The following is a 25,393-nucleotide window of genomic DNA, read 5'->3' on the forward strand; positions in this document are numbered from 1 at the left end:
TCCGCTATTCTTTGCGATCAGGCGACCACGGCTTCGCCGGAGGCGGCCATGATCTCTTCCTTGGTGGCGTCGGCGCTGAACTCGGCGGCGATCTTGCCGCGGCTCATGACGATGATGCGATGCGCGATGCTGAGGCATTCGCCGACTTCGGATGTGGAGTAGACGACAGCGAGGCCGGTCTTTGCGCGCTCAGCCAGAAGCTTGAAGACTTCCGCCTTGGCGCCGACGTCGATGCCGCGGCTCGGCTCGTCGAGCAGGATGACGCGCGGGTTGGTCGCCAGCATTTTGCCGATGACGACCTTCTGCTGATTGCCACCCGAGAGTGAGCCGATGGCGGCGTCCCCACCCGATGTCTTGACCGTGACGTCCTTGATGGACCGCTGGATCAGGTTGCGTTCCAGACCGGAGGACAGAAACAGGCCGCGGACGAAATTCGTGATGCTGGCGAGAGAGAGGTTTTCACCCACCGTCATGGTCTGCACCAGCCCGTCGCGCTGCCGGTCTTCCGGCACCAAGGCAAGGCCTTCGGCGATGCGCTGGGCAATGCTGAGGCGGGAGACGTCGCGGCCCTCCAGCATGATCTCGCCACTGACCTTGGGCACGCGGCCGGCGACACATTCCAGCAATTCGGTACGGCCGGCGCCCATCAGCCCATAGATGCAGACGATTTCGCCGGCGCGGACGTCAAGCGAGAGGTGGTCGACGACAAGCGCGTCGCCCAGGCCGCTGCTCACACTGATATCGCGGATGGAAAGGGCAACCTCGCCGAAGGCATAGCCTGTCGGCGGCGAGCCGAGATCGAAATTCTCACCCACCATGTTGCGGACGATCCATTCCAGATCGATGTCTTTCGCCTCAGCGGTCGCGGTGATGTTGCCGTCGCGCAGAACCACCGCATAGTCGGTGATCTGCAGGGCCTCTTCCAGGTGATGCGAAATATAGACGATCGAGACGCCGCGGCCGGTCAGATCCCGGATGACCTTGAACAGGACCTCGACCTCGCTGGCGCTGAGCGCCGAGGTCGGTTCGTCCATGATCAGGATGCGGGAATCTACGGAGAGCGCGCGAGCGATTTCGACGATCTGCTGCTGGCCGAGGCGAAGCTCCTCGACGAGGGTCAGCGGATCAATCGCTTCCTCCAGCTCTTCCATCAGCAGCTGCGCCTGGCGCGCTTCTTCCGCAAAATTGACGCCGGTCGGCGTCATGATTTCGCGGCCCATGAAGATGTTGTCGCGCACGCTGAGATTGGGTGCGAGGCTGAGTTCCTGATGGATGATGGAAATGCCGTGGTCGCGTGCCTCGGTTGAGCTGGCGAAATGGATCGGCTTGCCGTCCAGCGTGATGGCGCCGCTGGTCGGTGAGATAACGCCCGACAGGATCTTCATCAGCGTTGATTTGCCGGCGCCGTTTTCACCAAACAGCGTCGTGACCTTGCCGCGATGAATGTCGAAATTCACGCCCTTCAGCGCATGGGTATTGCCGTAGGATTTGACGACATTGCGGGCGGAGAGAACGATCTCGGGTGCGAGGTAGGAGGCGGGCAGCTGATCCATCACGGCACCGCGACCTTTACCGGCGTGATGAGCCAGCTATTGGGCACGACAGCCTGGAAGGCGCCGGTGATGCTGACCGTCTTGCCGGTAAGGTCCTTGGTGTCGATCTTGGCCAGAACCTGCTTCTTGATTTCGTTGTTCAGGGATGAGCCCGCGTTCTGATAGTCGATCTGATTAGTGAACTGGCCGAAATTGATCTGGCCGGTGGCGTCCCGCACCGCGGTGCCATTGATCGCGGGGCCCATCTGCACGCGCACGATCAGGTTATCCGGCACGCCGGCGATCTTCATGTAATAGACGCCAAAGGTGCCCTTGCCGACGACGGCGGTGAACTTGACGGAATATTCCGTGCCGATATCGGCCGGGATGCCATACTGCTTGGCGGCGGCTGCGGGGTCTTTCGCAATAGCCGCGGCGAGGGTTGCGGCATCGACCGCGCGTGCTTCGATGGCCGACTGGATCTTCGGGAATTGGCTTTGGCCATAGGTCGCGGGATCGAAGGCGCCGGGTGTCGCGGAAGCGCCGCTGCCGATTTTGACGACTTTGACATTCAGCGCCATGGCGACGAGCAGAACGACCACGACGCCACCACCGATCAGGCGTCGCAGCGTCGGGGAGGTGCGGGATGCAGAAGGAGTAGCGGCAGGTGCGCTCATGACATCAAACCATATGGCAAATGGGGCAGGGTAGCGTCACCGCACCATCACCGAAGGCAAGGGTGTTGGCCGGCATGAAGAGCTGCGTCATGGCTTTGCGCATCCCGAAACGTCAGTTTTCTGAAGGCGGCAGGCGCCCGCAACCACGCAATGGACCGGGGACTGGCGTCCCTTCTTGTCGAAGACAGTGTCATGGGGCGAGGTCACCCGCCCCATGATAGGCATCAGGCCGGAAGCTGCTTGATCAGCCCTTCCGCGAGGGTTTCCAAAATCATGTCGCAGGAGGCGGCACCGGCATCGAGCGTGCCGCGCGAGCGTTCACCCAGGCGGCTGGCGCGGCCGACTTTGGCGACCATGTCACGCGTGGCTTCGAGGCCAGCGGCCGCGGCGGTCTTCAAAGCCTGCAGCGCTTCGGCGAAGCTTTTGCCTTCGGCAATTGCCGTGTCAAAGGCAATGCGTGAGGGCACCAGCACATCGACCAGCGTCTTGTCGCCGGGCTTTGCTTCACCCAGACCTTGTACGGCTGCGAGGCCCGCCGCCAGCATGGCGGAGAAGTCCTCGGCCGTCAGACTGTCCTTGCCGTCCAGCACGTCGCTCATATCCGTGAAGAAGGTGCCGTAGAGCGGACCCATGGAACCGCCGATGTCACTAAGCAGCGTATCGCCGAGGAGGTTCAGGCCTTCGGGAAGGGTAAAGGACGGCAGGGCACGCAGACGCTCCCCGGCAATACGGAAGCCCTTGCCCATATTGACGCCATGATCGCCGTCGCCGGTCTGACCGTCGATTTCGCTCAGCTTACCCTGCTCGCGAACAATGATGTTCACGAGGTCGAGCATAATCGGGGCGGCATCCTTCAGATTGACGGAGTCACTGCCGCTCACGGCTGATGCTCCGCTGAAATCACCTGCTGCTGTTGCTGCATGTGAGGAACCGCCTCCCATTGTCACCATTTATTGAGCGCATTGTCGTTCGGGCGCGGACAATTGTCAACAGGGTGGAGCACATGCGCAGGCTCAACTAATAGGGAATGGGCCTATCGCACCGCGGCGAAGACCGTTTTAGGGGGTATCTGCCTTCCCGAACCGATTTTTGAGGGGTTGGGCAGGCTCAAATCAGCTTTATGGTGGCCCGCAAGAGTGAACGCCTGAGCGGTATATGAGATTTTGCTCTGCACAATAAGGCGGCCCGAGGAAAGTCCGCGGCGCCGGCATTGCCGGGGTTCGGCCCGTTCAGGCTGCGCCGCCCCGGCTGGCTAGTGCAGGGTGAGGGACGAGAGGCTGGCGGTCACCGGCCAGTTGCGTGGCGTGGCGGCGGCAGGCGTCGTCAGCGCGAAGAAATGACCGCGATCGGAAAGCGCCAGGGCGATGCGATTGGCGTGATCGCATCCGGCGATGGCCGCCCATTCATTGGTGATGCGCGCAAGCCTCTCGAACGCGTCTTCGTGCTGCTCCCGCTGCTGGAGGGCTAGGATATCGAGCAGGGTCGCTTCATCCTCGCTGAGCATCCTATTGCAGACGCAATTGACTTGCAGGCTGCGATTGGCTGCGCGGCTGAGCACCTGCATGAAATGATCAAGGTGGTAGCTGGCTTCGGATGCGCGCAGCGTGTCGAACACCGTTTGAATGCGGTCGCTGAAATCGACCCCGCGACAATGGCCCAATACCCAGGTCCGCATCGTCCATAACAGGCTTTGTTCGAGTGGCGGGAGGGTGTTGCAAAGTCCCACGTATTTGTTCACGAGCATCAGGCATGATCCTTGTCAGAGGTGCCCGGACGGGGCGATTTTAAGGCCATAGGACGTCGGCCTGGTCCCAGTTGGTCGTTCGCTGGCGCGCGACCGAGAGGGCCGCGCAGGCCAGGGTTCTGGTGTCTGTCCTGGGTTTGGGCAGCCAGTAGCCGTGTGCCGCCAAGGCAGCGCCCAGCATCGCGGCCGCTGTCATGATGGGCTGTGTCAGCGCGGCATTGGATGTGAGAGCGTCCGCGCTGTCGGTCAGAACCCTCTCATCCTCAGCCTGGGCGGCAGCGGCGGCGCGCAGCAGATGGCGTTCTTCCGTCGTGATCCAGACCTGGCCGAGGGGCGCGATATCCAGACCTCTGCCGCGCTGGGCGGCGACGTCCTGACTGACTGCGCGAACCATGGTGCTGATCGCCTGCAGATCCCGCCAATGATCGGTCTGGCCGGTCATCCAGAAGCTGAACGGCAGACCGACAGGTCGGCGGGCAGAGCGGATGGTCCAGAGGGCCAGTTGCTGGGCCTGGCCGCCCTTGTCATCGATATCAGTCATCCTGATTTTCTTTCGCAGACGGCGGCGCCGACCCCACGCAGATGAGGTTGCTTACGATATAATTGCGAACGATTCGCAATTGCAGACTAACGCGAAGCCGTTTGCTGCGTCAATTAACGAGAATGATAATCATTATCAATTTTCCGGGTGATGTTGGCGGGATAGGCTGGGACCGTCGTCACAACGTCGGGGGTGAGCCATTTTCAGGCCTGACGCCCTGCGCCGCATGCGTCACCATACCAAGATTGCGGGGGCAGGACGCCTATGCCAAAACCCTGCTGTGCTTGGACCGGGCGTTCGATGGCACGATGACGTGTTTGTTCCTGCTGACCGCTGTCAAGGATCGTGATCATGGCCGACGAAAAAATGCTGACGCAGATGGGTCAGAAAGGCGGCTTCATTGCCGCGCTGGACCAGAGCGGCGGCTCCACCCCGGGCGCGCTTCGCGCCTATGGAATCCCGGACAGCGCCTATAGCGGTGATGCCGAAATGTTCCAGCTCATGCATGAGATGCGCGTGCGCATCATGACCGCACCCGCCTTCACAGGCGATAAGGTGATCGGCGCCATTCTGTTTGAAAAGACGATGGACGGCGAGGCCGAGGGCAAGCCGGTGCCGTCCTTCCTGTGGCAGGACCGTGGCGTCGTGCCCTTTCTGAAAATGGACAAGGGTCTCGAAGCCGAGGCCGACGGCGTCAGCCTGATGAAGCCCATTCCCGGCCTCGATCCGCTGCTGGAACGCGCCGTAAAACTTGGCGTTTTTGGCACCAAGATGCGCTCGACCATCAATCTGGCCTCGCCCACCGGTGTCGCGGCGATCGTCCGCCAGCAGTTCGAGATTGCGGCGCAGATTGCAGCCCATGGGCTGATGCCGATCATCGAGCCGGAAGTGCTGATCAAAAGCCCGGACAAGAAGGGCGCCGAGGCATTGCTGCGGGAAGAAATTCTCAAGGCCCTGGACGCGCTGCCTGCGGGTCAAAAGGTGATGCTAAAGGTCACCATCCCGACCGTGCCGGATTTCTACGAGCCGCTGGTCGCGCATGAGAACGTGCTGCGGGTCGTGGCGCTGTCAGGCGGCTATTCGCGGAGCGAGGCCTGTCAGCATCTGGCGTCCAATCACGGCATGATCGCGAGCTTCTCCCGCGCTTTGACCGAGGGCCTGACCAAGCAGATGGATGACGCGGCGTTCAACGCGGCGATCGGCGCGGCGATTGACGAAATCTACGCGGCCTCGACCGTCAAGGTCTGAGCCCGCAGTCGGTCCTGTGCTAATCGAAACCCGGAACGCGCCGTCGCCACGTTCCGGGTTTTCAGCTTCTCAGGCCGTATAGGACAGCCAGGCGAGAAGATTGCGCCATAGCTTGCCATACCCGTCCCAGGCGACGAATTCATTCGGCACCCAATGCGGACCGATATCGGATGTCCAGGCAGCCGTGCGGCCGCGGCCGTAGCTGCCAGTGACCAGCAGGGGATGTCCGCCATGGTCTGCTGGCAGTCGCGCAAGAATCTCGGCACCTTCCTTGGCGACAACCTCGTTCGCGCCGAGCAGCAGAGGCCAGGGGCCAGCGATGTCCGCCAGAATGGGATGATGTGGCTTCAGGATTTCGGGGTGGAAGCCTTCCGGCACTTCCAGCCGGTCATCGAACGCGAGGCAGGTGACGGGGAGCGCGTCTTCGACGGCTGTGCGGTGCCAGCGCGCCCGCCCATCGATCCCCTGAAAGCTGAAATACCCGCCGATCATGGCAAGACCGCCACCGGCCTGAGCCCAGTCACGGATAAGCTTCAGACGGTTCGGCACCGGCTTGCCGTTCAGCCAGACTGAGGGCGGCAGCAGCAGCGTATTGGCGCCGATATCCGACAGCAAAATCACCTGATACTGCTGCAGACCTTCAAGATCGAAGGGAAAGCGCTCGGCCGCCTCATGCGCGGGCATGTAGGTCAGCTCAAAATTGCTGCCCCGTAGAGCGGCCACCAGCGGTTCAGCGCCTAAATGAAACGTGACGCTGCCAAACTGGTCGAAACCTTTAAAATGGGTCGCGGATGTGACCCAGCTTTCGCCAACCAGAAGCACGTTTGTCTTTGGCACGAGATGCGCATTCCTTACGCTGAGACCCACGGTGCCTGACACCGTGCATTAGATCGGAAAATCGCATGTCAGCGATCATGTGATCGGTTTGGTAAACCGATTTACCAATGGCTTAGGCGATGTGTGGCCGTCAAGTCTATACCGGTGTCGGGATTGCCTTGCCCGAGGGCACGTTGCCCTGCGTTGAGATATATCAAACGTTTCGATTTTTTGTTACAAAATACGAGACGTCTTCACCTTCGGCCGCCAGCCATTTACGCAGAAATTTTGTAGAATCTCTTGGCATTGCCACCGAATATCTGCGCCAGATCGTCGCCCGAGAAGATCTCGCCAAGCAGATGCTGAGCCAGATGCAAGACACTGCCGTAGTCGGCAGCGATTGTGCAGACCGGCCAATCCGATCCGAAGACCAGGCGCTGCGGGCCGAAGGCGTGGGCCACGTGCTGAAGGCAGGGGCGGATGCGATCAGCCGTCCAATCAGCCCCCGCTTCGGTGACCATGCCGGAGATCTTGCACATCAGGCGGGGGTGTTCCGCGAGGGCCGAGATATGGGCGCGCCAGTCGCCCAGGTCGGTCTGCGTCATATCGGGTTTGGAAAGGTGATCGACAATCCCGCGCAGATCGGGCGTTGCGGCCAGCGCCTGGCGCAAGGCCGGGAGGTGGCGGGGAAATGTCAGGATGTCGAAGGGAATATCCTGCTGGGCTACCTGGGCGAGGCTGGCACGGAAGCGCGGGTCTGCGATCAATTCGGGCGGATGATCCTGCAGCATGGGTCGCAGGCCCAGCCATTGGGGATGCTTTGCATAATGGTCCAGGCGTGTTGCGAACCCATCCGCCAGCATATCAAGCCAGCCGACGACACCGGCGACGAAATCAGTGGTCCGTGCGATCTCGAGCAGATAATCCGTCTCCGCTTCGCTCTCGGCGGCCTGCACGATGATCGTCTGCTGGATGCCGCAGGCTGAAAGCTGCGGACGCAAATCCTCTGGCCCGAAGGGGCGGTAGAGTATGGCAAGGTCCGGCGTCAGCCACCCGTAGTCCCCACGAACAGGGTCCCAAAAATGCTGATGTGCATCAAGCATGACGCGTTCCCCTGTCAGCCTTCGGCTTGAATAACATCGAGATCAGACCAAAGGCTTTCCGGTAGAGGCATGTCGAACCACTCGATGTTCTGCAGCAATTGCCCTTTGGACTGTGCCCCGATGACGACTGTGGTGATCGCTGGATGCCGCAGGGGGAACTGGATGGCTGCGGCTGCCAAGGGAATGCCGTGGTCGGCGCAAAGGCTGCGGAGTGCCGCGACACGCGCGACGATATCGCTCGGCGCATCGACATAGTTGAACTTCTGGGGCGCATTGGGGGGAGCCGCCAATATGCCGGAATTGAAGGCGCCACCAAGGGCGATAGCGACCTGGCGCTTTTCGGCAAGCGGGAGAAAGGTCTGTGCGGCCGACCGGTCCAGCAGCGTATAGCGGCCGGCGAGAAGGCAGGCATCGAGATCGGTTTCGTCAAGCGCGTCTCTGATCACTTCCCACTCGTTGACGCCAAGGCCGAAGCCCGCGATATCGCCATGCGCCTTCAATTCCTGCAAGGCGCGGAAGCCGCCGCCGGCCGTCAAGGCCGACCAGTGATGGGCCTGGGCGTCACCATGCGTCACAGGCCCGATGTCATGGACAAAGAGCAGGTCCAGCTTGCGCAGGCCCAGGCGCTGCTGGCTGTCGTCAAAGCTGCGCATGACACCGTCATAGCTGTAGTCAAAGACTTCACGGAACGGCAGGGCATTTTCAAAGCCGGCATCGAAGGGATTTTTCGGCGGTTCCGGCGGCAGGCTGCGTCCGGCGCGCGCGTTCGTCATCAGGCGGCCGACCTTGGTGGAGACCACAAAATCCTCGGTCTTTTCCTGCAAAAGCCGGCCGAGCAGATGTTCAGACCGTGTCAGTCCATACATCGGTGCGGTGTCAAAATACCGAATGCCCGAGCCCCATGCGGTGTCCAGAACTTCCATCGCATCGGCGGCGGACACAGGGTTGTAGAGACCGCCCAGCGGTGCGGTGCCGAGTCCGAGCGCGGACACGCTTAAGCCGGTCGTGCCCAGGGGACGTCGTGTCGTCGCATTCATCGTCATTCTCGTCGTTCCGGCCCGTTGCGTGGACGCCATGTTCGGTGGCGGGCGTCCTTAAAGTGAGAGAGTGGCGCTACAGCGGTATCTCGGCAAGTGGGGTCAAAGTGAATCCCGCAGCAGGTTGAGATAGTCGTCCTGGCTGGCCGTGCGGGGATTTGTGGCGTGGCAATGGTCCAGCAGCGCGGCATCCGCGACCTGGGCCATCATCGCCTCCGTGACACCCAGGGTGGCGAGGCCGTCCGGCAGTGCCAGCCGCTGGTTCAGCGATGCAATAACGGCATCGGGTTCGCCGCCCATGATGCGCGTCAGCACCGACCATTTGTCCCCGATCGACGGCCGGTTGAAGCGCAGCACGGCCGGCATCAGCAGCGCGTTCAACATGCCGTGATGGAGATTGAGCGCATGGATAGCGCCCAGCGCATGGGTCAGGGCGTGGACGGCGCCGAGCCCCTTCTGGAAGGCCATGGCCCCTTCGAGGGCGGCTACCATCATGTTGCGCCGGGCCTGCCGATCAGCACCATTCGCGGTTGCGGTCTCGATCGCGCCGAGCCCGGCGGCCAGACCATGCAGCGCGATGGCCTCCGCAGGCGGATTGAAAGCGGGCGCCATGAAGGTTTCGAGGCAGTGGGAAATGGCGTCCATGCCGGTGGCCGCCGTCAGGCGCGGCGGCAGGCCGTAGGTCAATTCAGGGTCGCACAGGGCGAGGCTGGGCAGAATGAAGGGCGAGAGGATGCCGAGCTTGCGGCCGGACGCCATGTTGATGATGGCGCCACGGCCGACCTCGGACCCTGTGCCGGCAGTCGTGGGGATCGCGATCATCGGGCACATGCTGTTCTGGATGCGTTTCACGCCGCCATTGACGGCGGCATATTGTTCGAGCGGGCCGGGATGGCTGCTCAAAAGCCGCACCGCCTTGGCGAGATCGATGGAGGAGCCGCCGCCGATGGCGACAACCCCGTCGCAATCCGCGGACCGGTACAGGGCATAGGCGACGAGCACGGCGTCTTCCGTGGGATTGGAGGGCGTCGCGTCAAAGACGGTCGTGCCACCGAGCGGTTCCAGAACACGCCCGACCAGGCCGGAGGCGACCATGCCGGCATCGGTCGCGATCAGAGGGCGGCGAATCCCGAGGGATTCCAGAAATTCGGCGAGGCGCCGGACCTCGCCCTCGCCAAATTCAATTCGGGTCAGATAGGTGATCGTGCTCATTCTGCTTCCCCCGCGCGTCTTTCGGCGCAGCTTAGGGCAGTTTCGGCGCGATCAGCACCCCCTATGGATCACGCCTCAGTCAGCCGGGCCGCGTGCCAGCGGAGATGGTCTTCGACAAAGGACGCGATGAAGTAATAGGAATGATCGTAGCCTTCCTGCCGGCGTAGCGTCAGCGGGATACCGGCTGCCGCGCAGGCGGCCTCCAGCAGGTCCGGCTTGAGCTGGTCGGTTAGGAATTTGTCGGCCAGGCCCTGATCGACCAGGATGTCGGCGAGTCTGGCGCCATCCTCGATCAGCGCCACGGCATCATGGCCGCGCCAAGTGCTGCGATCAGGTCCCAGATAGCCGCCCAGCGCCTTTTCGCCCCAGGCGCATTGGCCTGGCGCGCAAATCGGCGCGAAGGCGGAGGTTGCGCGGAAGCGGCCGGGATGGCGCAAGGATAGCGTGAGTGCGCCATGACCGCCCATGGAATGGCCCATGATGGATTGCCGCTCCATATCAGCCGGCAAAGCGCTGGCGACGGCCCGTGGCAGATCCTCCAGCACATAGCGTTCCATCTTGTAGTGGCGCGCCCAGGGCAGGGCGGTTGCATCGAGATAGAAGCCGGCGCCAAGGCCGAAATCATAGGCACCATCCGGGTCATCCGGCACGCCCTCGCCGCGGGGCGAGGTATCGGGGGCGACCAGGATCAGGCCCAGTTCGGCCGCCACACGCTGGGCGCCGGCCTTGACCGTGAAATTCTCTTCCGTGCAGGTCAGCCCGGCCAGAAAATAGACCACCGGCAGTTTTGCCCCGGGCGCGTGCGGCGGCACGAAGGCTGCGAACGTCATCGCCGTGCCCGTCGCGTCGGATGCGTGACGAAAGACATATTGCATGCCGCCGAACATGCGGGCGGCCGAGAGCTGGTCCATGAACTGTCACCATCAAGCAAGGAAACAGCACCATGCCGCAGATTGCGGCCGCGCATAAGGGCGCCCTTGCGCGGCCGCGCGCCTGATTTGGCTGAGCGCGCCATGCGAGCCAGAACACGTGACAGTGTGGCCCCTTGGGATAAGCACCCTCAGTTGCCAGCTCCGTGCGGCGGGAACACGCCGCGTAAAAGACACGGAGATCTTCATGCGTATCAACTTTAAGACCGCAGTTGCCTCAGCCTTCATGCTGTCGGCGATCGGTATCGCTCCTGCCTTGGCGCAGACGACGACCGGCACGGGCGCGGCCGCGGCGCCTTCGAATAACGGTGCCTTGGGCAGCACGACGATACAGAAGATGCCCGGCAATGGCACCGGTGATTCCCAGGGCGCAGGCGGAGGCGGTGCTGGCACGGGCGGAGGTTCTGGGACAGGTGCCGGCGGCGGTGCTGGTGGTGGCGGTGCTGGCGGCGGCGCGGGCGGCGGCGGTGCTGGTGGTGGCTCCGGCGGTGGCGCGGGCGGCTGACCAAGACGGATCGCTTGCGGCGGCCTGGCCTTGCGTCAGCGCCGCGATGGTCTGTGACCGGAAGCCGGTCTGCCGAGCGACCCCATAGCGGACGCTTTCATCAATTATTTCAAAAGGTATGTCGCTATGAAGGCACTTGTTTGGCAGGGCAAAAACGATATTCGGTGTGAGACCGTGCCTGACCCGGTGATCGAGGATCGGCGCGACGTCATTCTGCGTGTGACAGCTTGCGCCATCTGCGGGTCCGACCTCCATCTCATGGATGGTCAGATGCCGACCATGGAATCGGGCGATGTGCTGGGCCATGAATTCATGGGTGAAGTTATCGAAGTTGGAAGTCCAGATCACAAGTATAAGAAGGGTGACCGCCTGGTTGTGCCCTTCAACATCAATTGCGGAAGCTGCTCCCAATGCCTGCGCGGCAATTGGGCCGGTTGCTTGAATTCCAACCGCAATGGCGACATGGCGGCCAAAATGTTCGGATATCCGACCGCAGGGCTGTTTGGCTATTCCCATCTCACGGGCGGATATTGGGGTGGCCAGGCGGAATATGTGCGCGTGCCGATGGCGGATGTCGGCCCCATGAAAGTGCCGGAGGGGATGGATGATGAACATGCCTTGTTCTTATCTGATATTCTCCCGACGGGATGGCAGGCGGCCGCTTATTGCGATCTCAAGGGCGGCGAGACCGTCGCTATTTGGGGTGCAGGTCCAGTCGGGCTTTTCGCGATCAAATCGGCTCAGATTATGGGGGCTGCCCGCATCATCGTCATTGAATCGGTCCCTGAGCGCATTGCCTTGGCACGGCAGGCCGGCGCCACCGATATCATCGACCTGGAAGACGGCGATGTCGTTGCGCATATTCAAGAGATGACCAATGGTGAGGGACCCGATGCCGTGATCGATTGCGTCGGCATGGAAGCTGTCGCACCTCCCGGGACGCTTGGCACAATGGCCAAGATCCAGGCCAAACTGACATCGACGCAGCGGCCCTATGCTCTGGCAGAAGCCGTACAGGCCGTGCGTTCAGGGGGTATCGTCTCGGTGCCCGGCGTCTATGGCGGTCCGGTGCCGGTGAACATGGGTGCCGTCGTGCAAAAGGGGCTGACGATCCGCAGCGGTCAGACTCACGTCAAGCGCTATATGGATGATCTATCATCAAAAATTCTCAGCGGTGAAATCGACCCGACCTTCCTGATTACCCATCGCAGCTCGGATCTCGCCGATGGCCCCGCGCTGTATGAAAAGTTTCGTGACAAGGTCGATGGCTGCGTCAAGGTCGTATTTAATCTCGGATAAGTCTCGTGGCAGAAAAAAGCACTACGCGCTCGACCCGGATTACCGGAAATGAAGAGGTCTCCGGGATAGATCCAGGAGGCACCCATAGTACGCGCCCCGGGCAGCGCGACAAATCACCGTCAGTCCCGAAGGATAACGAGGTCACTGTAACGCATACAAATGTGAGCGGTGACCGCACCGATAATTCGGAGCTTGCCTGATAGAAGCGGGCTTACGCTGAAGCGCGCCCGCACTGCAATTTACAGTTTGGTCGCGCGCAGTCGTAGGGCATTGCCAATGACAGAGACGGAACTCAGCGACATAGCCAGTGCCGCGACCAAAGGGCTAAGCAGGATGCCGAAGGCCGGGTACAGCACGCCTGCAGCGATAGGGATGCCGATCGCGTTGTACGCAAACGCGAAGACCAAATTCTGCCGGATATTGCGCATGGTCATGCGGCTGAGGGCACGGGCGCGGGCGATGCCGGCGAGGTCTCCCCTGACCAGGGTCACGCCGGCGCTTTGAATTGCGACCTCGGTGCCGGTGCCCATGGCGATTCCCACATCGGCTGCGGCCAAAGCAGGGGCATCATTCACGCCGTCCCCTGCCATGGCGACAATCTTTCCCTCCGCACGCAGCTTTTTGATGATGCGGCTCTTATCCTCGGGCAGCACCTCTGCCGTGACGTCGTCGATGCCAAGCTGCCTGGCGACGGCCTGTGCGGTTATCGTGCTGTCACCTGTCAGCATGACGATGTGGAGGCCCTCCGCCCGCAGGCGGTCGAGCGCCGCGCGGGTGGTGGGTTTGATCGGGTCGGCGATGGCGAGAATCCCGGCCGCCTTGCCATCGACGGCTATGAACAGAGCGGTAGCGCCAGAGCCGCGCAGAAGGTCGGCCTGTGCGGCGAGAGCGCCGAGATAAACACGCTGATCTGCCATCAGACGGGCGTTGCCGAGGGCCACGGAACGGCCGCCCACCATTCCGGTCACACCTTTTCCGGTGACCGATGCGAAGCCGGTCGGCTCCTCGCTGGGCAGACTCTTCGCCAGGGCAGCGGCCAAGATGGCGGCGGCCAGCGGATGCTCGCTTGACCGTTCGAGGCTGGCGGCGAGCTTCAGCAGCGCGTCCTCGGCCCATCCGGCGGCCGGGACGACCGCCGTGACCCGCGGCTTGCCCTCAGTCAATGTGCCGGTCTTATCCACCACGAGCGTATCCACCTTCTCCATCCGCTCCAGGCTTTGCGCAGACTTGATCAGCACCCCGGCCCCGGCGCCCTTGCCCATCGCGACCATGATCGACATCGGGGTGGCGAGGCCGAGTGCGCAGGGGCAGGCGATAATGACGACGGAGACGGCGGCGATTAGCCCCATGGCCAACGCGGGCGCTGGACCCCAAAGCGCCCATGCGATGAAGGCGGCCACGGCGATGCTGAGCACCGCCGGCACGAAATATCCGGCGACCTTGTCGGCCAGCGTCTGGATCGGCGCGCGGCTCCGCTGGGCCTCGGACACCATGGCGACGATATGCGACAGCATGCCGCCGCTACCCAGCTGATCAGCATGCATGACGAGCGACCCGGTGCCGTTGACGGTGCCACCGATGATGGTGTCGCCCGGCCCTTTGGGCGCGGGCATCGCCTCTCCGGTGACCATGGATTCGTCCACGGCACTTTTGCCATCCAGCACCGTGCCGTCGACCGGCACGGCGTCACCCGGCCGGATACGCAACCGATCACCGATCTGCACCTGGTCGAGCGCGATCTCCTCATCCTCCGCCGCATCGCGCAGGCGCCGCGCCGTGCGGGGCGCGAGGTTGAGAAGGGCGCGGATGGCGCCGCCTGTCCGCTCACGGGCGCGCAGCTCCAGCACCTGGCCCAGCAGAACCAGCACGGTGATGACCGAGGCCGCCTCATAATAGACCGCGACCGTCCCGCCTGTCATGCGAAACCCAGCCGGAAACAAGTCCGGCGCGACAGTCGCGACGAGGCTGTAGAAATAGGCGGTGCCCGTCCCCAGCGCGATCAGGGTGAACATGTTCAGATGCCCGGACCTGACCGATGCCGCCGCCCGCTGAAAGAACGGCCGACCCGCCCAGAGGACCACGGGCGTTGCAAGCACAAATTGGACCCAGATCGACCACGGCTCCGGCACCAAACCATTCAGGTCAAGCCAGGGAAGATGACCGCCCATTTCGAGCAGAAATACCGGTATTGCCAGGACGAGGCCGATCCAGAAGCGCCACGACTTGTCGCGCAGCTCATGATTCTGCGCCCCCGAAGCGGTGACGTCCACTGTCTCAAGCGCCATGCCGCAGATGGGACAGCTGCCCGGCTGGACCTCGCGGATTTGCGGATGCATGGGGCAGGTGTAGAGGGCGCCCCGCGGAGCCACCATCAATAGGCGAGTTCGGTCTTGTGCCGTTTGATGAAATCCGCCCATTTCGTCGGCTGCTGTCCTGTGATGCCAGGAAAATTGTCAAAGGTATCATCGGCACCGGGAATGGTTCCCGCCGCGTAACGCTTATAATGATCATAGACGCAGCCCATATAGGCCATATCGGCGCCGGCCTTGATCATCGATTGCAGGAAAACTTCAGGCGGAAGCGGCTCATACCGGAAAGGCTGGCTGAGGATCGTGGTCATCAGCGCTGCCATCTCGGCGAAGGTGATCGCGTCGTAGCCCATGCGGTAGGTCTTGCCAGCATGCAGATCGGGGCGGGCCAAGGCGAGCGCGGCAACCCGCGCCACATCGTCGACATCCACCCAGCTGAGGCGAGCCTTGGCCACGAAGGCGTTGATCACGCCGTGCTGGATGGATTTCTGGCCGCCATAGCTGAGCATGTTCTGCATGAAGGTTTCGGGCCGCAAATGGGTGTAGGAGAAGCCGGCCCATTGAATGTAGCGCTCGACCAACTGATGCCATGCCCAATGCGCGACGGTCGTATCATCCGGTCCGCAGGCCCCGAGATGCACGACATGACGCACGCCGGCTTTGCGGGCGTTGTCGAGCAGCACTTTGCTTTGACGGAGCATATCGACCGTATAGCCGGTCATCAGAAAAAGGCGACTGATCCCGTCAAGCGCCTTGCGGTGGGTAGCGTCATTGTCGAGGTCGAGTGTGACTGACGCGATGTCTTGGGCCGCAAATGCGGCCGCCTTCTCGGGGGAGCGGACGGCCGCGACAATCTCGACGCCATCCTGCAGGCGCAGGAAGGCGATCACCTTGGCACCAACCTGGCCCGTGGCCCCGATGATCAGGACTTTGGTGGGGGGCGTGTCCGCCATGGATCACCCTTCCCCGCGTGCGGCCAAAGTGCTGCGGCCCAAAGCTACAAGCTGGGCCGGCGTGATCGCCGAGAGATCGGCCGCAATCTCAGCGCCGACGCGTTTCCAGTCCTCGTGATTATGCTTATCGAGATAGGCGATGAGATGCTGCGCCGCATCGCTGTGGCCTTTGCCATGCCCGACGATGACGATTCGCGCCGCACCCGCAAGGGCCGTGGCGATATGCCCATAGAAGGCCGGGTCTTCGGGTGCCCGCTGCCCTTGCTCGGCATCGTGATCCTTATGGCTCAGGTGATGCAGAATATGCAGGGGATCGTCAGGACGGATGACCACAGGTGCGGTATCTTCGGCCCCGATTTCGATGCTGTAGATCCGCGCTTCGTGATGATCGATGGCGACCACGCAATCCGATACAAAAGTGCGGCCAGAGAACTGTGCCGACACAGGGACGCCCCCGTCGGGAGACCAGCCCGCCTGCGTCAGGAACTGTCGCAGCTTGATGACTTCGGGTGTGGTCAGTTCTTTGCCGTAGGGGCGACGCATCAGATGCTGCTCGGCACCTGCGTGAAAGACGACCTCACCATTACTCTTTTCGTCGACATGGCCGAGCTTGCCGAACAAAGCAATGACATCAAGCCATGCCAGATTATGTGTCACCGGGTGACGGAACACATGTTCGATCGTCTTTTGTCCCTGCTTGTCGGTGGAGGCGAAATCGACGGGCAAAGCGTCACGCGGGTGACCGGCTTCGGGCTGGGGCATTGGCTGTGTTCCGATTTTCAAGGGCGTTCCCCTTCCGATTGCTGTCACAGCGACCATGACGCTCAGAAACCGAAAGCGGCGCAGAGATAGGCGATCGCGATCAAGATACGAACCGCTGACCAGGGCGGGGAGGATCGGAAACTACCTAAGGCGACAGGCCTGAGCATGCGGGTCATGAGTAGTTTCCGAAGCTACCGGCAGGCACGCCAAAGCCTATCCTTCGGCTCACAACCACGCGGTGCTGTGCGCCTGCGTTGGCCAATGAAGGGCCCGAACCATGACCTACCAAAGCGTCAATCCGTTTAGCGGAACTCTTGCCAGGACGTTCGAGGAGATTACGGATGCCGAATTCGACGCGAAGCTTGTAACAGCCGCGGCGTGCTACGAGACATGGCGGCACAAAACCTATGCCGAGCGCGCTGTCATCGTCAGCAAGGCAGCCGTTCTTCTGCATGAGCGGGCCGATGCGCTGGCACAGATCATGACCTCGGAAATGGGCAAAAGGATCGGCGAGGCACGCGGCGAGACAGAGTTCAGTTCGAGCATTCTTGCCTATTACGCCAAAAACGCCGAGCGGTTCCTGGCGAATGTGGAGCTGCATCCAAGCCTGGGCGAAGGGCATATGGAGAGCAGCCCGATCGGCGTGATCTTCGCCGTCGAACCCTGGAACTTCCCTTATTATCAGCTGGCGCGCGTGGCCGGTCCGCATCTAATGGCGGGCAATGTCCTGATGGTAAAGCACGCCGGCTGCGTGCCGCAATGTGCCATTGCCTTCGAGCAGCTATGGCTCGATGCCGGAGCGCCCCCCGGTCTCTATACCAATCTGCTGATCTCTCATGATCAATCCGAGCGCCTGATCGACGATCCCCGCATCAAGGGTGTGGCCCTGACCGGCAGCGTGGCAGCGGGCCGCAGCATCGCCGCACGGGCGGGTCGGAATCTCAAGCCGTCGTCGATGGAACTGGGCGGCAGCGACGCCTTCATCGTTCTGGATGATGCGGATCTCGACCACACCATCAAGTGGGCGGTATGGGGCCGGATGTACAATACGGGACAGACCTGCTGCGCCGCGAAGCGGTTCATCGTGGTGGAGTCCATGGCTGACATCTTTCTAAAACGATTCACGGCAGCCCTGAGTGCGCTTGAGGCCGGCGATCCTGCCGATGAGCACACGACGCTGGGACCTTTGTCGACGGAGCAGGCCCTGCTTGATCTGTTGAAGCAGGTTGATATTGCCGTGTCCCATGGCGCGACGGTCGTGCTGGGCGGCAAGCGGATTGATCGTCCGGGCGCGTTCATGCAGCCCACGATCCTGACCGACGTGAGCCCGGAAAATCCGGCCTTTCGTGATGAGTTCTTCGGTCCGGTCGCGATGTTCTTTCGGGTCAAGGACGAGGACGCCGCGATTGCCCTCGCCAATGATTCGGATTTCGGCCTTGGTGGCTCCGTTTTCACCAAGGATGTCGCGCGCGGCAAGCGGGTCGCCAGCCGCGTTGAGACCGGGATGATGTTCATCAACAATATCTCCTGGTCGGACGCCGAACTGCCCTTCGGCGGGATCAAGGATTCCGGCTATGGCCGCGAACTCGGCGATATGGGCATCCAGGAATTCGTGAATAAAAAGCTCGTGCGCTACGTGGTCGCGGAAGCGCCGTTGTAGGGGCAACTGCGCGCCGGCCCCACTGAACGCTGCTGACAACCGGAGCTGCCATGTATGTCCATGTAGCCGTGCTGAAGGAAACGCTGCCCCACGAAAGACGGGTGGCGCTGGTGCCGGCGGGCGTCGCCAAGCTTACCAAGCTTGGCGCCAGGCTGCAGATGCAGGCGGGGGCGGGCGCTGCCGCGGGAATGCCCGATGCGGCCTTCGCGGATGTGGCCTTCACTGAGGATCGGCACGCGCTGGTGGCGGAGGCGGACGTGGTGCTGGCGGTGCAGCCCCCGGCACTCGATGTCATCGACAGCATGAAGCCAGGTTCCATCCTGATCTGCTTCATCTATGCGGGGCAGAAGCCGGCTTTGGTCGAACGTCTGATCCAGAAGAAGATCACCTGCTTTGCCATGGAGAGACTGCCGCGCATCACGCGTGCGCAGTCCATGGATGCGCTCTCCAGCCAGTCAGCACTTGCCGGCTACTATGCCGTTCAACTTGGGGCGACGCATCTCGGCCGGGTTCTGCCGAAGATCACAACGGCGGGCGGCACGATAGGACCTGCCAAGGTTCTGGTCATGGGTCTTGGTGTCGCGGGTCTGGAAGCGATTGCCACCGCCCATCGCCTGGGGGCGGTGGTCGAAGGCTATGACGTAAGGCCGGAAACTGAGGAACAGGCCCTGTCGCTCGGGGCGAGTTTTGTAGAGACCGGCGTCGACGCCCGCGGCAAGGGCGGCTATGCCCGCGCGCTTACGGCCGATGAGACGGCCAAGGTCGCTACTGTCCTCACCAAGCATATCCAGGCTGCTGATCTCATCATCACCACGGCCGCCATTCCGGGACGGGCGTCGCCCAAGCTGATCAGCCGGGCGCAATTGACCGGCATGAAGGCGGGGGCGGTCATCATCGACCTATCCGCCGAGGGCGGCGGCAATTGCGAAGACACCGTGCCCGGCGAGACGGCGGAGATTGGGCAGGTGACGATTGTGGCGCCGCTGAATGTGCCGTCCCTCCTGGCCCAGGATGCGAGCACACTCTACGCCGCCAATCAATACAACCTGCTCGCGCTAATGATGAAGGACAATATCGTCACCATCGACTGGACCGACGAGATTCTTGCCAAAACCGCCCTCACCCATGATGGCGGGCTGGCGACGGTGTCACCGTCCAAGACCGCGGCATGAGCGGGCAAAGGAGAGCGCTATGACCGCCGCTATATCGATATCGGGCTTCGTTGCTCTGTATATCTTCCTCCTCGCCGCCTTCGCCGGCTGGGTCATCATCGGCCATGTGCCGGCGATCCTGCATACGCCGCTGATGTCGGGCAGCAATTTCGTGCACGGCATCGTCGTGGTGGGCGGGATCTTCGCGCTGCTGAATGCGAACACGGTGTTGGAGCAGGCGATCGGGTTTTTCGCGGTCCTGCTGGGCGCCGGCAATGCTGCCGGCGGTTTTGCGGTGACGCGCCGCATGCTGGCCATGTTCCAGACCAGTGGCACGCCCGCCCATGCGCGGCACGCCAAACCCCACCATGCGAAGAAGGGTTGAAGATACGCCATGCTGATCATGATTCCACAGCTTGTCATCGGTCTGACCGACCTGGCAGCGGCGTTTCTATTCCTGTACGGACTACAGCGGATGTCATCGCCGACCACGGCGCCGTCCGGGATTTTTGTCGCCGGAATTGGCATGCTCGCTGCCGTCATCGCGAGCTTCCTCTATGCCTTCAGCGTCGATGCCGCCGCGCGGCCGCATCTTGCCGTCAATCTTGGCCTTGTGCTGATTGCCCTGATCCTGGGCGGTGGCACCGCCTGGTGGAGCGGCAAGAAGGTCGCCATGACGGCGATGCCGCAGATGGTGGCGATTTACAATGGCATGGGCGGTGGCGCGGCAGGCGCGATCGCGGCGGTGGAGCTCTTCGGCGGCAAGGCCCACAGCGCTGTTCTTCTGGTTGTGACTCTGGTCGGTGCCCTGATTGGTGCGGTGTCATTGTCCGGTTCCCTCATTGCCTGGGCGAAGCTTGATGGCGTCATCAACAAGCCGTTCCGCATGAGGGGACAGCAGGGGTTGAACGGAGTCGTTCTTCTGGCCACGGTTGTTGTCGGCACCTATATCGCCGTGGCGATGCGGCATGGTGTCGATCCGCTGATCGCCATGCCGCAGCTGATTTGTCTGTTCTTCGCACTCGCCCTGATCTTTGGCATTCTGATGACGCTGCCGATTGGCGGCGCGGATATGCCCGTCGTGATCTCGGTCTATAACGCCTTCACAGGTCTTGCTGTTGGCCTTGAAGGCTTTGCCCTGCAGAACCCGGCGCTGATGATTGCTGGCATGGTGGTGGGGGCGGCCGGCATGCTGCTCACGCTGCTGATGGCCAAGGCGATGAACCGCTCGGTGGCGAATGTGCTGTTCACGAATTTCGGCGATGCCCCCAAGACCAGACAGGGCATCATCAAAGGCAGCCTCAAGCCGGTCAGTGCCGGTGACGCGGGCATTTTCATGCGCTACGCCAAGGAGGTGATCATCGTTCCCGGCTATGGCCTGGCGGTCGCGCAGGGTCAGCAAAAGCTGTACGAATTCGTCAAGCTGCTGCAGGGTGCGGGTGTTGTCGTTAAATTCGCCATCCATCCCGTGGCCGGCCGCATGCCAGGACAAATGGACGTGCTGCTGGCAGAGGCCGGCGTGCCCTATGATCTCATCTTCCAGCTTGACGATATCAACGACGAATTTGCCAATGCCGATGTGGCGCTGGTGATCGGCGCCAATGACGTCGTCAATCCGGCAGCCCGCACGGATAAGTCGTCACCGATCTTCGGAATGCCCATCCTGAATGCCGACAAGGCGAAGAAAGTCTATGTCGTCAAACGCGGTGACGGCAAAGGCTATGCAGGCATCGTCAATGCGCTGTTCTACGGAGAAAACTGCAATATGGTCTATGGTGACGCGCAGGCCGTGCTGGTGAGCATGATCGAGGCAGTGCGCGGCCTGGGCGCCAACGCGGCCTAGGCCGCGCCTGACCCGGCCGCGCCTGACGCGGCCGGGTCTTCGCCTGCCTTCAGGTGGAGGCGAAGTCCAGCACCACGCGGGACGGCACATCGCCATGCTGCAGCCGCGTGAAGACGTCATTGATGGCAGACAAGGGCTGCAATTCGATATCCGCCTTCACCTTGCCCTGGGCCGCGAAGGCCAGCGCTTCAGCCATATCCTCTCGGGTGCCGACGAAGGAGCCGCGGATGGTGATGCAATTGGCAACCACATCGAAGAGTGCCACCGGGAAATCACCTGGGGGCAGACCGACGAGTACGCAGGTGCCGCGCTTGCGCGTCATGCCGACGCCTTGCTTGAAGGCACCCAGCGAGGGGGCGGTGATCAGCACGCCATGGGCGCCCCCGCCTGTCCCCTGCTTCACGATTGCGGCCGGGTCATCATGCAGGGCGTTGACCACAAGATCGGCGCCAAGGCGGGTGGCATGGGCGAGCTTGCCTTCGTCGATATCGACCGCACAGACCTGCAGCCCCATGGCTTTGGCATATTGGATGGCCAAATGGCCGAGGCCGCCGGCACCGGAAATGACGATCCACTCACCGGGCTTCGCTTGCGTCTGCTTGATGCCCTTGTAGCTGGTAATGCCCGCGCAGATGAGCGGCGCAGCATCGCGGGCGGCAAGACCGGCGGGGATATGGGCGACGTAGTTGGGGTCTGCCAGGATATATTCCGCAAAACCGCCGTTCTTGGTATAGCCGCCGAACTCGGCCTCGGCGCAGACCGTTTCCCAGGCCGACAGGCAGTGTTCGCAGTGACCACATGCCGAATAGAGCCAGGGCACGCCGACCCGGTCGCCTTCCTTGACAATGATGACGCCGGCGCCCACGGCGGTGACCAGTCCGATCCCCTCATGGCCCGGGATGAAGGGCAGGCTGGGCTTCAAAGGCCAATCTCCGCGCGCCGCGTGAAGGTCCGTGTGGCAGACGCCGCAGGCCTCGGTCTTGACCAGAATCTGACCGGGGCCGGGGGTGGGAATATCCCATTCCTGCAGGATCAGGGGCTTGCCAAATTGCTCCACGACGGCCGCATGCATTTTCGCCATGACATGTCTTTCGATCTAGGGAGGGTTAGAAGAAAATTTTATGACTCAACCGAGCGCCCAAGCGTTCGTTGTATGGCTTGCACGAGGTCTTTTTCGAGGAACGGCTTTTGCAGGAAAACGGTGCCTGCGGCTTCAAACTCCAGCACCGTGCCACTCATGAAAAGATGAGGAACCGGCCTGGACTGGAGGATGCGTGCCACGGCGGAGGCACCATTGCCTTCGCGCAGGTTCATATCGACAATCATCAGGTCCGGTTCGTAACGGGCGGCATGCGCCACGGCGTCCGCTTCGGTCGCCACGATTGACACAACCTCGTAGTCCATGCCCTCAAGCATCGCGGATAGAAGCATGCCGATCAGATTGTCGTCTTCCACCAACAGAATGCGTAGCGAACTCACCGTCTATGGCTCCGTCTTCGTTTGGTGGCCTGGCCAGGCTGGGTGAGACTAACGGACAAGAATATCGTTCTCGACGCTTATGACGCCGGGTGCTGCCCAAGCAGTTGCAAAGGCGACTTCGCGATCTTGGGGGGAGGACGCGGTGCCCGAGAGACGTACCGCCCCACCCTCGGCGGTCACGCGGATTTCATTGGTGTCAAGCAGCCATGAGCGATGCAGGGCGTCGGCGATATGGGTGCTGATATTGGCGGCATCGACGGCCGGCTTGACCTGGATGTGGTTGGACACGCCGACGACGCCGGCAAGGCGACGCACATCCTGTTCGGCCGCTTCCTTCTGATAATACCAGTTCACGTCGCCGGTCAGGACGATCCAACCCTGCTCGACCGTGACGGAGATGGCATCGGGCGGAATCGAGACGTCCCAGGCCAGCCGATCAAGCACAGCCGCCGCGATGTCATCATCGCCGCGTGCGCGCTCGAAGGGCAGTTCAACTTCCAGTTCTTCCGCGACGGCCTTGACGCCCTTGACACGACGCGCAGCTGTTTCGGCCGCGAGCTTCTCGGCATAGGTCTCAACATGACCAGTAAGGGTGACAACACCCGCGTTCGCGGTCACGCCGATATGGCTTGCTGTGACACTCGGGTCCCAGCCCAGTTCTGCCAGAACAGCGAGTTGCAGCAGACTATCTTGCGACATGAAATTGTGCTCCCAGCTTTGGTTGATTGGACGATGTCGTCCATCGCCGAACATATAAGGAGCGAGGCTATGCGACGTGTAGCCTCGGAAATTACCTAGGTTTGGAGGCATAACACTGCCATGGTGCGCATCGCTCCAGCCTCGCGATGTGTTAGGTAGTTTCCGAGGCTGGCAATTCCGCGAGACTGGTGGTGGGGTCTTGGACGAGTCCGCAAAACCTCTCCGTCCGCCTGGCCTCATCAGGAGTCGCTCATTTGTCCCTTCTTCCCGTGCCAGACCGTGTAAAGGCGGCCATGAGGACTGCCAATCGCGACGACGCGAAGGTTTATCTGATTGGTGGCGGAATCGCCTCCTTGGCGGCGGCGGCATTCATGATTCGTGACGGCGACATCCTCGGCCGCAACATCATTCTTCTTGAGGAGATGGACAAGCTCGGCGGCAGCCTGGATGGCGCGGGATCACCCCAGGGCGGTTATGTGCTGCGCGGCGGCCGGATGCTCGAGAGCAAATACGTCTGTACCTACGGGCTTTTTGACTCAATTCCGACGCTCGATGGCAGCAAGACCGTCACGCAGGAGATTTTTGCCTGGAACGAAACGCTCAAGACCTCGTCCAAATCGCGTCTGTTTTACGATGGGCACCGTCACACGGCGCCGGAATTCGGTCTCAGTGAGCGCCATATCCTGACGATCGAACGGCTGGCGCTGGAACCAGAGTGGATGCTGGGCCGCACCAGCATTGCCGAGCAATTCGACGCAGCCTTTTTCAAGACCAATTTCTGGCTGATGTGGTGCACCACCTTCGCCTTTCAGCCCTGGCATAGCGCCCTGGAGTTCAAGCGCTATCTGCAGCGCTTCTCCCACATGATCGATGGCTTCAATCGCCTGCAGGGCATCATGCGAACCGTCTACAACCAGTACGACTCGATGGTGCGGCCGCTGCAGGCCTGGCTTCAGGAACGGGGCGTGATTTTTGAGCTAAATACGCGGGTCACGGATCTTGCGTTCACGGAGCATGACGGCAGCAGAAGCGTTGCCGGTGTTATCTTCGAGCAAGATGGTGAGCCGGGAGAAATTGTCGTCAGGCCAGAGGACTATGTCCTGGTCACGCTTGGTTCGATGACGGCAGCATCCAGCCTTGGCACCAACGACTCTGCCCCGCTTCTCGATGCGCGCGACCATGGGGCAGCATGGCAATTATGGAAGACACTGGCCGCAGGCCGGACGGAATTCGGACAGCCGGCGGTTTTCGCGGATCATGTGGAGGAGTCTCGCTGGGTATCTTTCACCACCACCTTGCATGACCCGGCCTTTATACAGGCGGTTGCAGCCATGACCGGAAATGTCGCAGGGGAGGGCGGACTGATCACCTTCTCACAATCGAGCTGGCTCGCTTCAATCGTCATCCCGTTTCAGCCGCATTTCATCGGCCAGGCCGCCGATGTGAGCGTCGTTTGGGGTTATGGGCTGGCCGTCGACACGCCCGGCGACTTCGTCAAGAAGCCGATGTCTGCCTGTAGCGGTCGCGAGATCATGACCGAGATCCTGGGTCATCTCGGTATCGTGGCTGGGGCCACGGACATTTTGGACAGCAGCATCAGCATTCCCTGCATGATGCCGTTCATCACCAGCCAGTTTCTCCGCCGCCAGAAGGGTGATCGTCCTGACGTGGTACCGGCCGGCTTGACCAATCTCGCCTTCATTGGACAGTTTTGCGAAATGCCGGACGATGTTGTGTTCACGGTAGAGTATTCGATCCGATCGGCCCAGACAGCGGTCTATGCGCTGCTGGATTTGAATCGCAAACCGCCGGCAGTATATCAGGGTAAGTTTGAGCCGCGCGTTCTCTACAGAGCTTTTATGGCTCTCCATGAATTTCATGCGTGACTCACGCG

At 61.8% G+C, this 25,393-nt stretch carries 24 protein-coding genes; 8 read left to right on the forward strand and 16 right to left on the reverse strand.

Annotated features, from left to right (window positions below):
• Positions 1 to 17: 17 nt before the first annotated feature.
• The 5 genes from AC3G7M_RS06530 to AC3G7M_RS06550 all read right to left on the reverse strand — a co-directional run bounded on the left by AC3G7M_RS06530 (position 18) and on the right by AC3G7M_RS06550 (position 4,494).
• On the reverse strand, positions 18 to 1,553 hold the full coding sequence (locus tag AC3G7M_RS06530; protein ID WP_489214931.1) for a sugar ABC transporter ATP-binding protein: 1,536 nt from the start codon (positions 1,551 to 1,553) through the stop codon (positions 18 to 20).
• Complete coding sequence (locus AC3G7M_RS06535) at positions 1,553 to 2,209, reverse strand: DUF2291 family protein (protein ID WP_489214933.1); 657 nt, start codon at positions 2,207 to 2,209, stop codon at positions 1,553 to 1,555. Before AC3G7M_RS06535 ends, AC3G7M_RS06530 begins: the two co-directional genes overlap by 1 nt.
• Before the next feature lie 224 nt (positions 2,210 to 2,433).
• Positions 2,434 to 3,090, reverse strand: coding sequence for a dihydroxyacetone kinase subunit DhaL (gene dhaL, locus AC3G7M_RS06540; protein WP_489214935.1), 657 nt, complete (start codon positions 3,088 to 3,090; stop codon positions 2,434 to 2,436).
• Positions 3,091 to 3,461: 371 nt separating this feature from the next.
• A complete protein-coding gene (locus tag AC3G7M_RS06545) occupies positions 3,462 to 3,953 on the reverse strand; it encodes a hypothetical protein (RefSeq protein ID WP_489214937.1) in 492 nt (163 codons plus the stop codon).
• 40 nt (positions 3,954 to 3,993) lie between these two features.
• A complete protein-coding gene (locus AC3G7M_RS06550) occupies positions 3,994 to 4,494 on the reverse strand; it encodes a hypothetical protein (protein ID WP_489214939.1) in 501 nt (166 codons plus the stop codon).
• Positions 4,495 to 4,845: 351 nt separating this feature from the next.
• Here AC3G7M_RS06550 and AC3G7M_RS06555 point away from each other — a divergent pair, with 351 nt between their 5' ends.
• Positions 4,846 to 5,742 (forward strand): fructose bisphosphate aldolase, encoded by an 897-nt coding sequence (locus tag AC3G7M_RS06555; RefSeq protein WP_489214941.1) that lies wholly within the window; start codon positions 4,846 to 4,848, stop codon positions 5,740 to 5,742.
• A gap of 69 nt (positions 5,743 to 5,811) precedes the next feature.
• Here the strand turns inward: AC3G7M_RS06555 and AC3G7M_RS06560 are convergent, their stop codons facing one another.
• The 5 genes from AC3G7M_RS06560 to fghA all read right to left on the reverse strand — a co-directional run bounded on the left by AC3G7M_RS06560 (position 5,812) and on the right by fghA (position 10,821).
• Positions 5,812 to 6,579 carry a glutamine amidotransferase gene (locus AC3G7M_RS06560; RefSeq protein ID WP_489214943.1) on the reverse strand — a complete coding sequence of 256 codons (768 nt, stop codon included), beginning with the start codon at positions 6,577 to 6,579 and terminating at the stop codon, positions 5,812 to 5,814.
• Between the two features lie 254 nt (positions 6,580 to 6,833).
• Positions 6,834 to 7,661 (reverse strand): amidohydrolase family protein, encoded by an 828-nt coding sequence (locus AC3G7M_RS06565; protein ID WP_489214945.1) that lies wholly within the window; start codon positions 7,659 to 7,661, stop codon positions 6,834 to 6,836.
• A gap of 14 nt (positions 7,662 to 7,675) precedes the next feature.
• Positions 7,676 to 8,704 carry an aldo/keto reductase gene (locus AC3G7M_RS06570; RefSeq protein WP_489214947.1) on the reverse strand — a complete coding sequence of 343 codons (1,029 nt, stop codon included), beginning with the start codon at positions 8,702 to 8,704 and terminating at the stop codon, positions 7,676 to 7,678.
• A gap of 96 nt (positions 8,705 to 8,800) precedes the next feature.
• Entirely contained in the window at positions 8,801 to 9,910 is a 1,110-nt protein-coding gene (locus AC3G7M_RS06575; RefSeq protein WP_489214949.1) for an iron-containing alcohol dehydrogenase, read from the reverse strand.
• Positions 9,911 to 9,978: 68 nt separating this feature from the next.
• Entirely contained in the window at positions 9,979 to 10,821 is an 843-nt protein-coding gene (fghA, locus tag AC3G7M_RS06580) for an S-formylglutathione hydrolase (protein WP_489214951.1), read from the reverse strand.
• Positions 10,822 to 11,186: 365 nt separating this feature from the next.
• On the opposite strand from fghA, the gene AC3G7M_RS06585 reads away from it, so the two are divergent.
• Positions 11,187 to 11,432: a hypothetical protein gene (locus AC3G7M_RS06585; protein WP_489214953.1), complete on the forward strand. Its 246-nt coding sequence runs from the start codon at positions 11,187 to 11,189 to the stop codon at positions 11,430 to 11,432.
• A gap of 38 nt (positions 11,433 to 11,470) precedes the next feature.
• On the forward strand, positions 11,471 to 12,643 hold the full coding sequence (locus AC3G7M_RS06590) for a zinc-dependent alcohol dehydrogenase (RefSeq protein WP_489214955.1): 1,173 nt from the start codon (positions 11,471 to 11,473) through the stop codon (positions 12,641 to 12,643).
• Positions 12,644 to 12,882: 239 nt separating this feature from the next.
• Here the strand turns inward: AC3G7M_RS06590 and AC3G7M_RS06595 are convergent, their stop codons facing one another.
• Genes AC3G7M_RS06595 through AC3G7M_RS06605 form a run of 3 tightly spaced genes read right to left on the reverse strand, consistent with a single transcriptional unit; the run spans position 12,883 to position 16,667 of the window.
• The gene (locus AC3G7M_RS06595; protein ID WP_489214957.1) at positions 12,883 to 15,015 is read right to left on the reverse strand and encodes a copper-transporting P-type ATPase; all 2,133 of its coding nucleotides are present in this window, start codon (positions 15,013 to 15,015) and stop codon (positions 12,883 to 12,885) included.
• On the reverse strand, positions 15,015 to 15,905 hold the full coding sequence (locus AC3G7M_RS06600; protein WP_489214959.1) for an NmrA family NAD(P)-binding protein: 891 nt from the start codon (positions 15,903 to 15,905) through the stop codon (positions 15,015 to 15,017). The genes AC3G7M_RS06595 and AC3G7M_RS06600 overlap by 1 nt, the downstream gene beginning before the upstream one ends.
• A gap of 3 nt (positions 15,906 to 15,908) precedes the next feature.
• The gene (locus AC3G7M_RS06605; RefSeq protein ID WP_489214961.1) at positions 15,909 to 16,667 is read right to left on the reverse strand and encodes a hypothetical protein; all 759 of its coding nucleotides are present in this window, start codon (positions 16,665 to 16,667) and stop codon (positions 15,909 to 15,911) included.
• Between the two features lie 277 nt (positions 16,668 to 16,944).
• Between AC3G7M_RS06605 and AC3G7M_RS06610 the strand changes: the two genes are divergently transcribed.
• From AC3G7M_RS06610 to AC3G7M_RS06625, 4 genes are read left to right on the forward strand one after another with little or no spacing between them, the layout of a single operon-like run.
• Positions 16,945 to 18,327, forward strand: a complete 1,383-nt coding sequence (locus AC3G7M_RS06610; RefSeq protein ID WP_489214963.1) for an NAD-dependent succinate-semialdehyde dehydrogenase — start codon at positions 16,945 to 16,947, stop codon at positions 18,325 to 18,327.
• 50 nt (positions 18,328 to 18,377) lie between these two features.
• Positions 18,378 to 19,499 carry an NAD(P) transhydrogenase subunit alpha gene (locus tag AC3G7M_RS06615; protein ID WP_489214965.1) on the forward strand — a complete coding sequence of 374 codons (1,122 nt, stop codon included), beginning with the start codon at positions 18,378 to 18,380 and terminating at the stop codon, positions 19,497 to 19,499.
• 19 nt (positions 19,500 to 19,518) lie between these two features.
• Complete coding sequence (locus tag AC3G7M_RS06620; RefSeq protein WP_489214967.1) at positions 19,519 to 19,863, forward strand: NAD(P) transhydrogenase subunit alpha part 2; 345 nt, start codon at positions 19,519 to 19,521, stop codon at positions 19,861 to 19,863.
• An 18-nt stretch (positions 19,864 to 19,881) separates the two neighbouring features.
• On the forward strand, positions 19,882 to 21,321 hold the full coding sequence (locus AC3G7M_RS06625) for an NAD(P)(+) transhydrogenase (Re/Si-specific) subunit beta (protein WP_489215976.1): 1,440 nt from the start codon (positions 19,882 to 19,884) through the stop codon (positions 21,319 to 21,321).
• 49 nt (positions 21,322 to 21,370) lie between these two features.
• Here the strand turns inward: AC3G7M_RS06625 and AC3G7M_RS06630 are convergent, their stop codons facing one another.
• From AC3G7M_RS06630 to AC3G7M_RS06640, 3 genes are read right to left on the reverse strand one after another with little or no spacing between them, the layout of a single operon-like run.
• Positions 21,371 to 22,402 (reverse strand): zinc-dependent alcohol dehydrogenase, encoded by a 1,032-nt coding sequence (locus AC3G7M_RS06630; RefSeq protein WP_489214969.1) that lies wholly within the window; start codon positions 22,400 to 22,402, stop codon positions 21,371 to 21,373.
• Between the two features lie 38 nt (positions 22,403 to 22,440).
• Positions 22,441 to 22,800 carry a response regulator gene (locus AC3G7M_RS06635; RefSeq protein WP_489214971.1) on the reverse strand — a complete coding sequence of 120 codons (360 nt, stop codon included), beginning with the start codon at positions 22,798 to 22,800 and terminating at the stop codon, positions 22,441 to 22,443.
• Positions 22,801 to 22,848: 48 nt separating this feature from the next.
• Entirely contained in the window at positions 22,849 to 23,499 is a 651-nt protein-coding gene (locus AC3G7M_RS06640; protein WP_489214973.1) for a BON domain-containing protein, read from the reverse strand.
• Between the two features lie 254 nt (positions 23,500 to 23,753).
• On the opposite strand from AC3G7M_RS06640, the gene AC3G7M_RS06645 reads away from it, so the two are divergent.
• Entirely contained in the window at positions 23,754 to 25,385 is a 1,632-nt protein-coding gene (locus AC3G7M_RS06645) for an oleate hydratase (protein ID WP_489214976.1), read from the forward strand.
• Positions 25,386 to 25,393 lie beyond the last annotated feature (8 nt).

The organism is Acidisoma sibiricum (assembly GCF_057837225.1).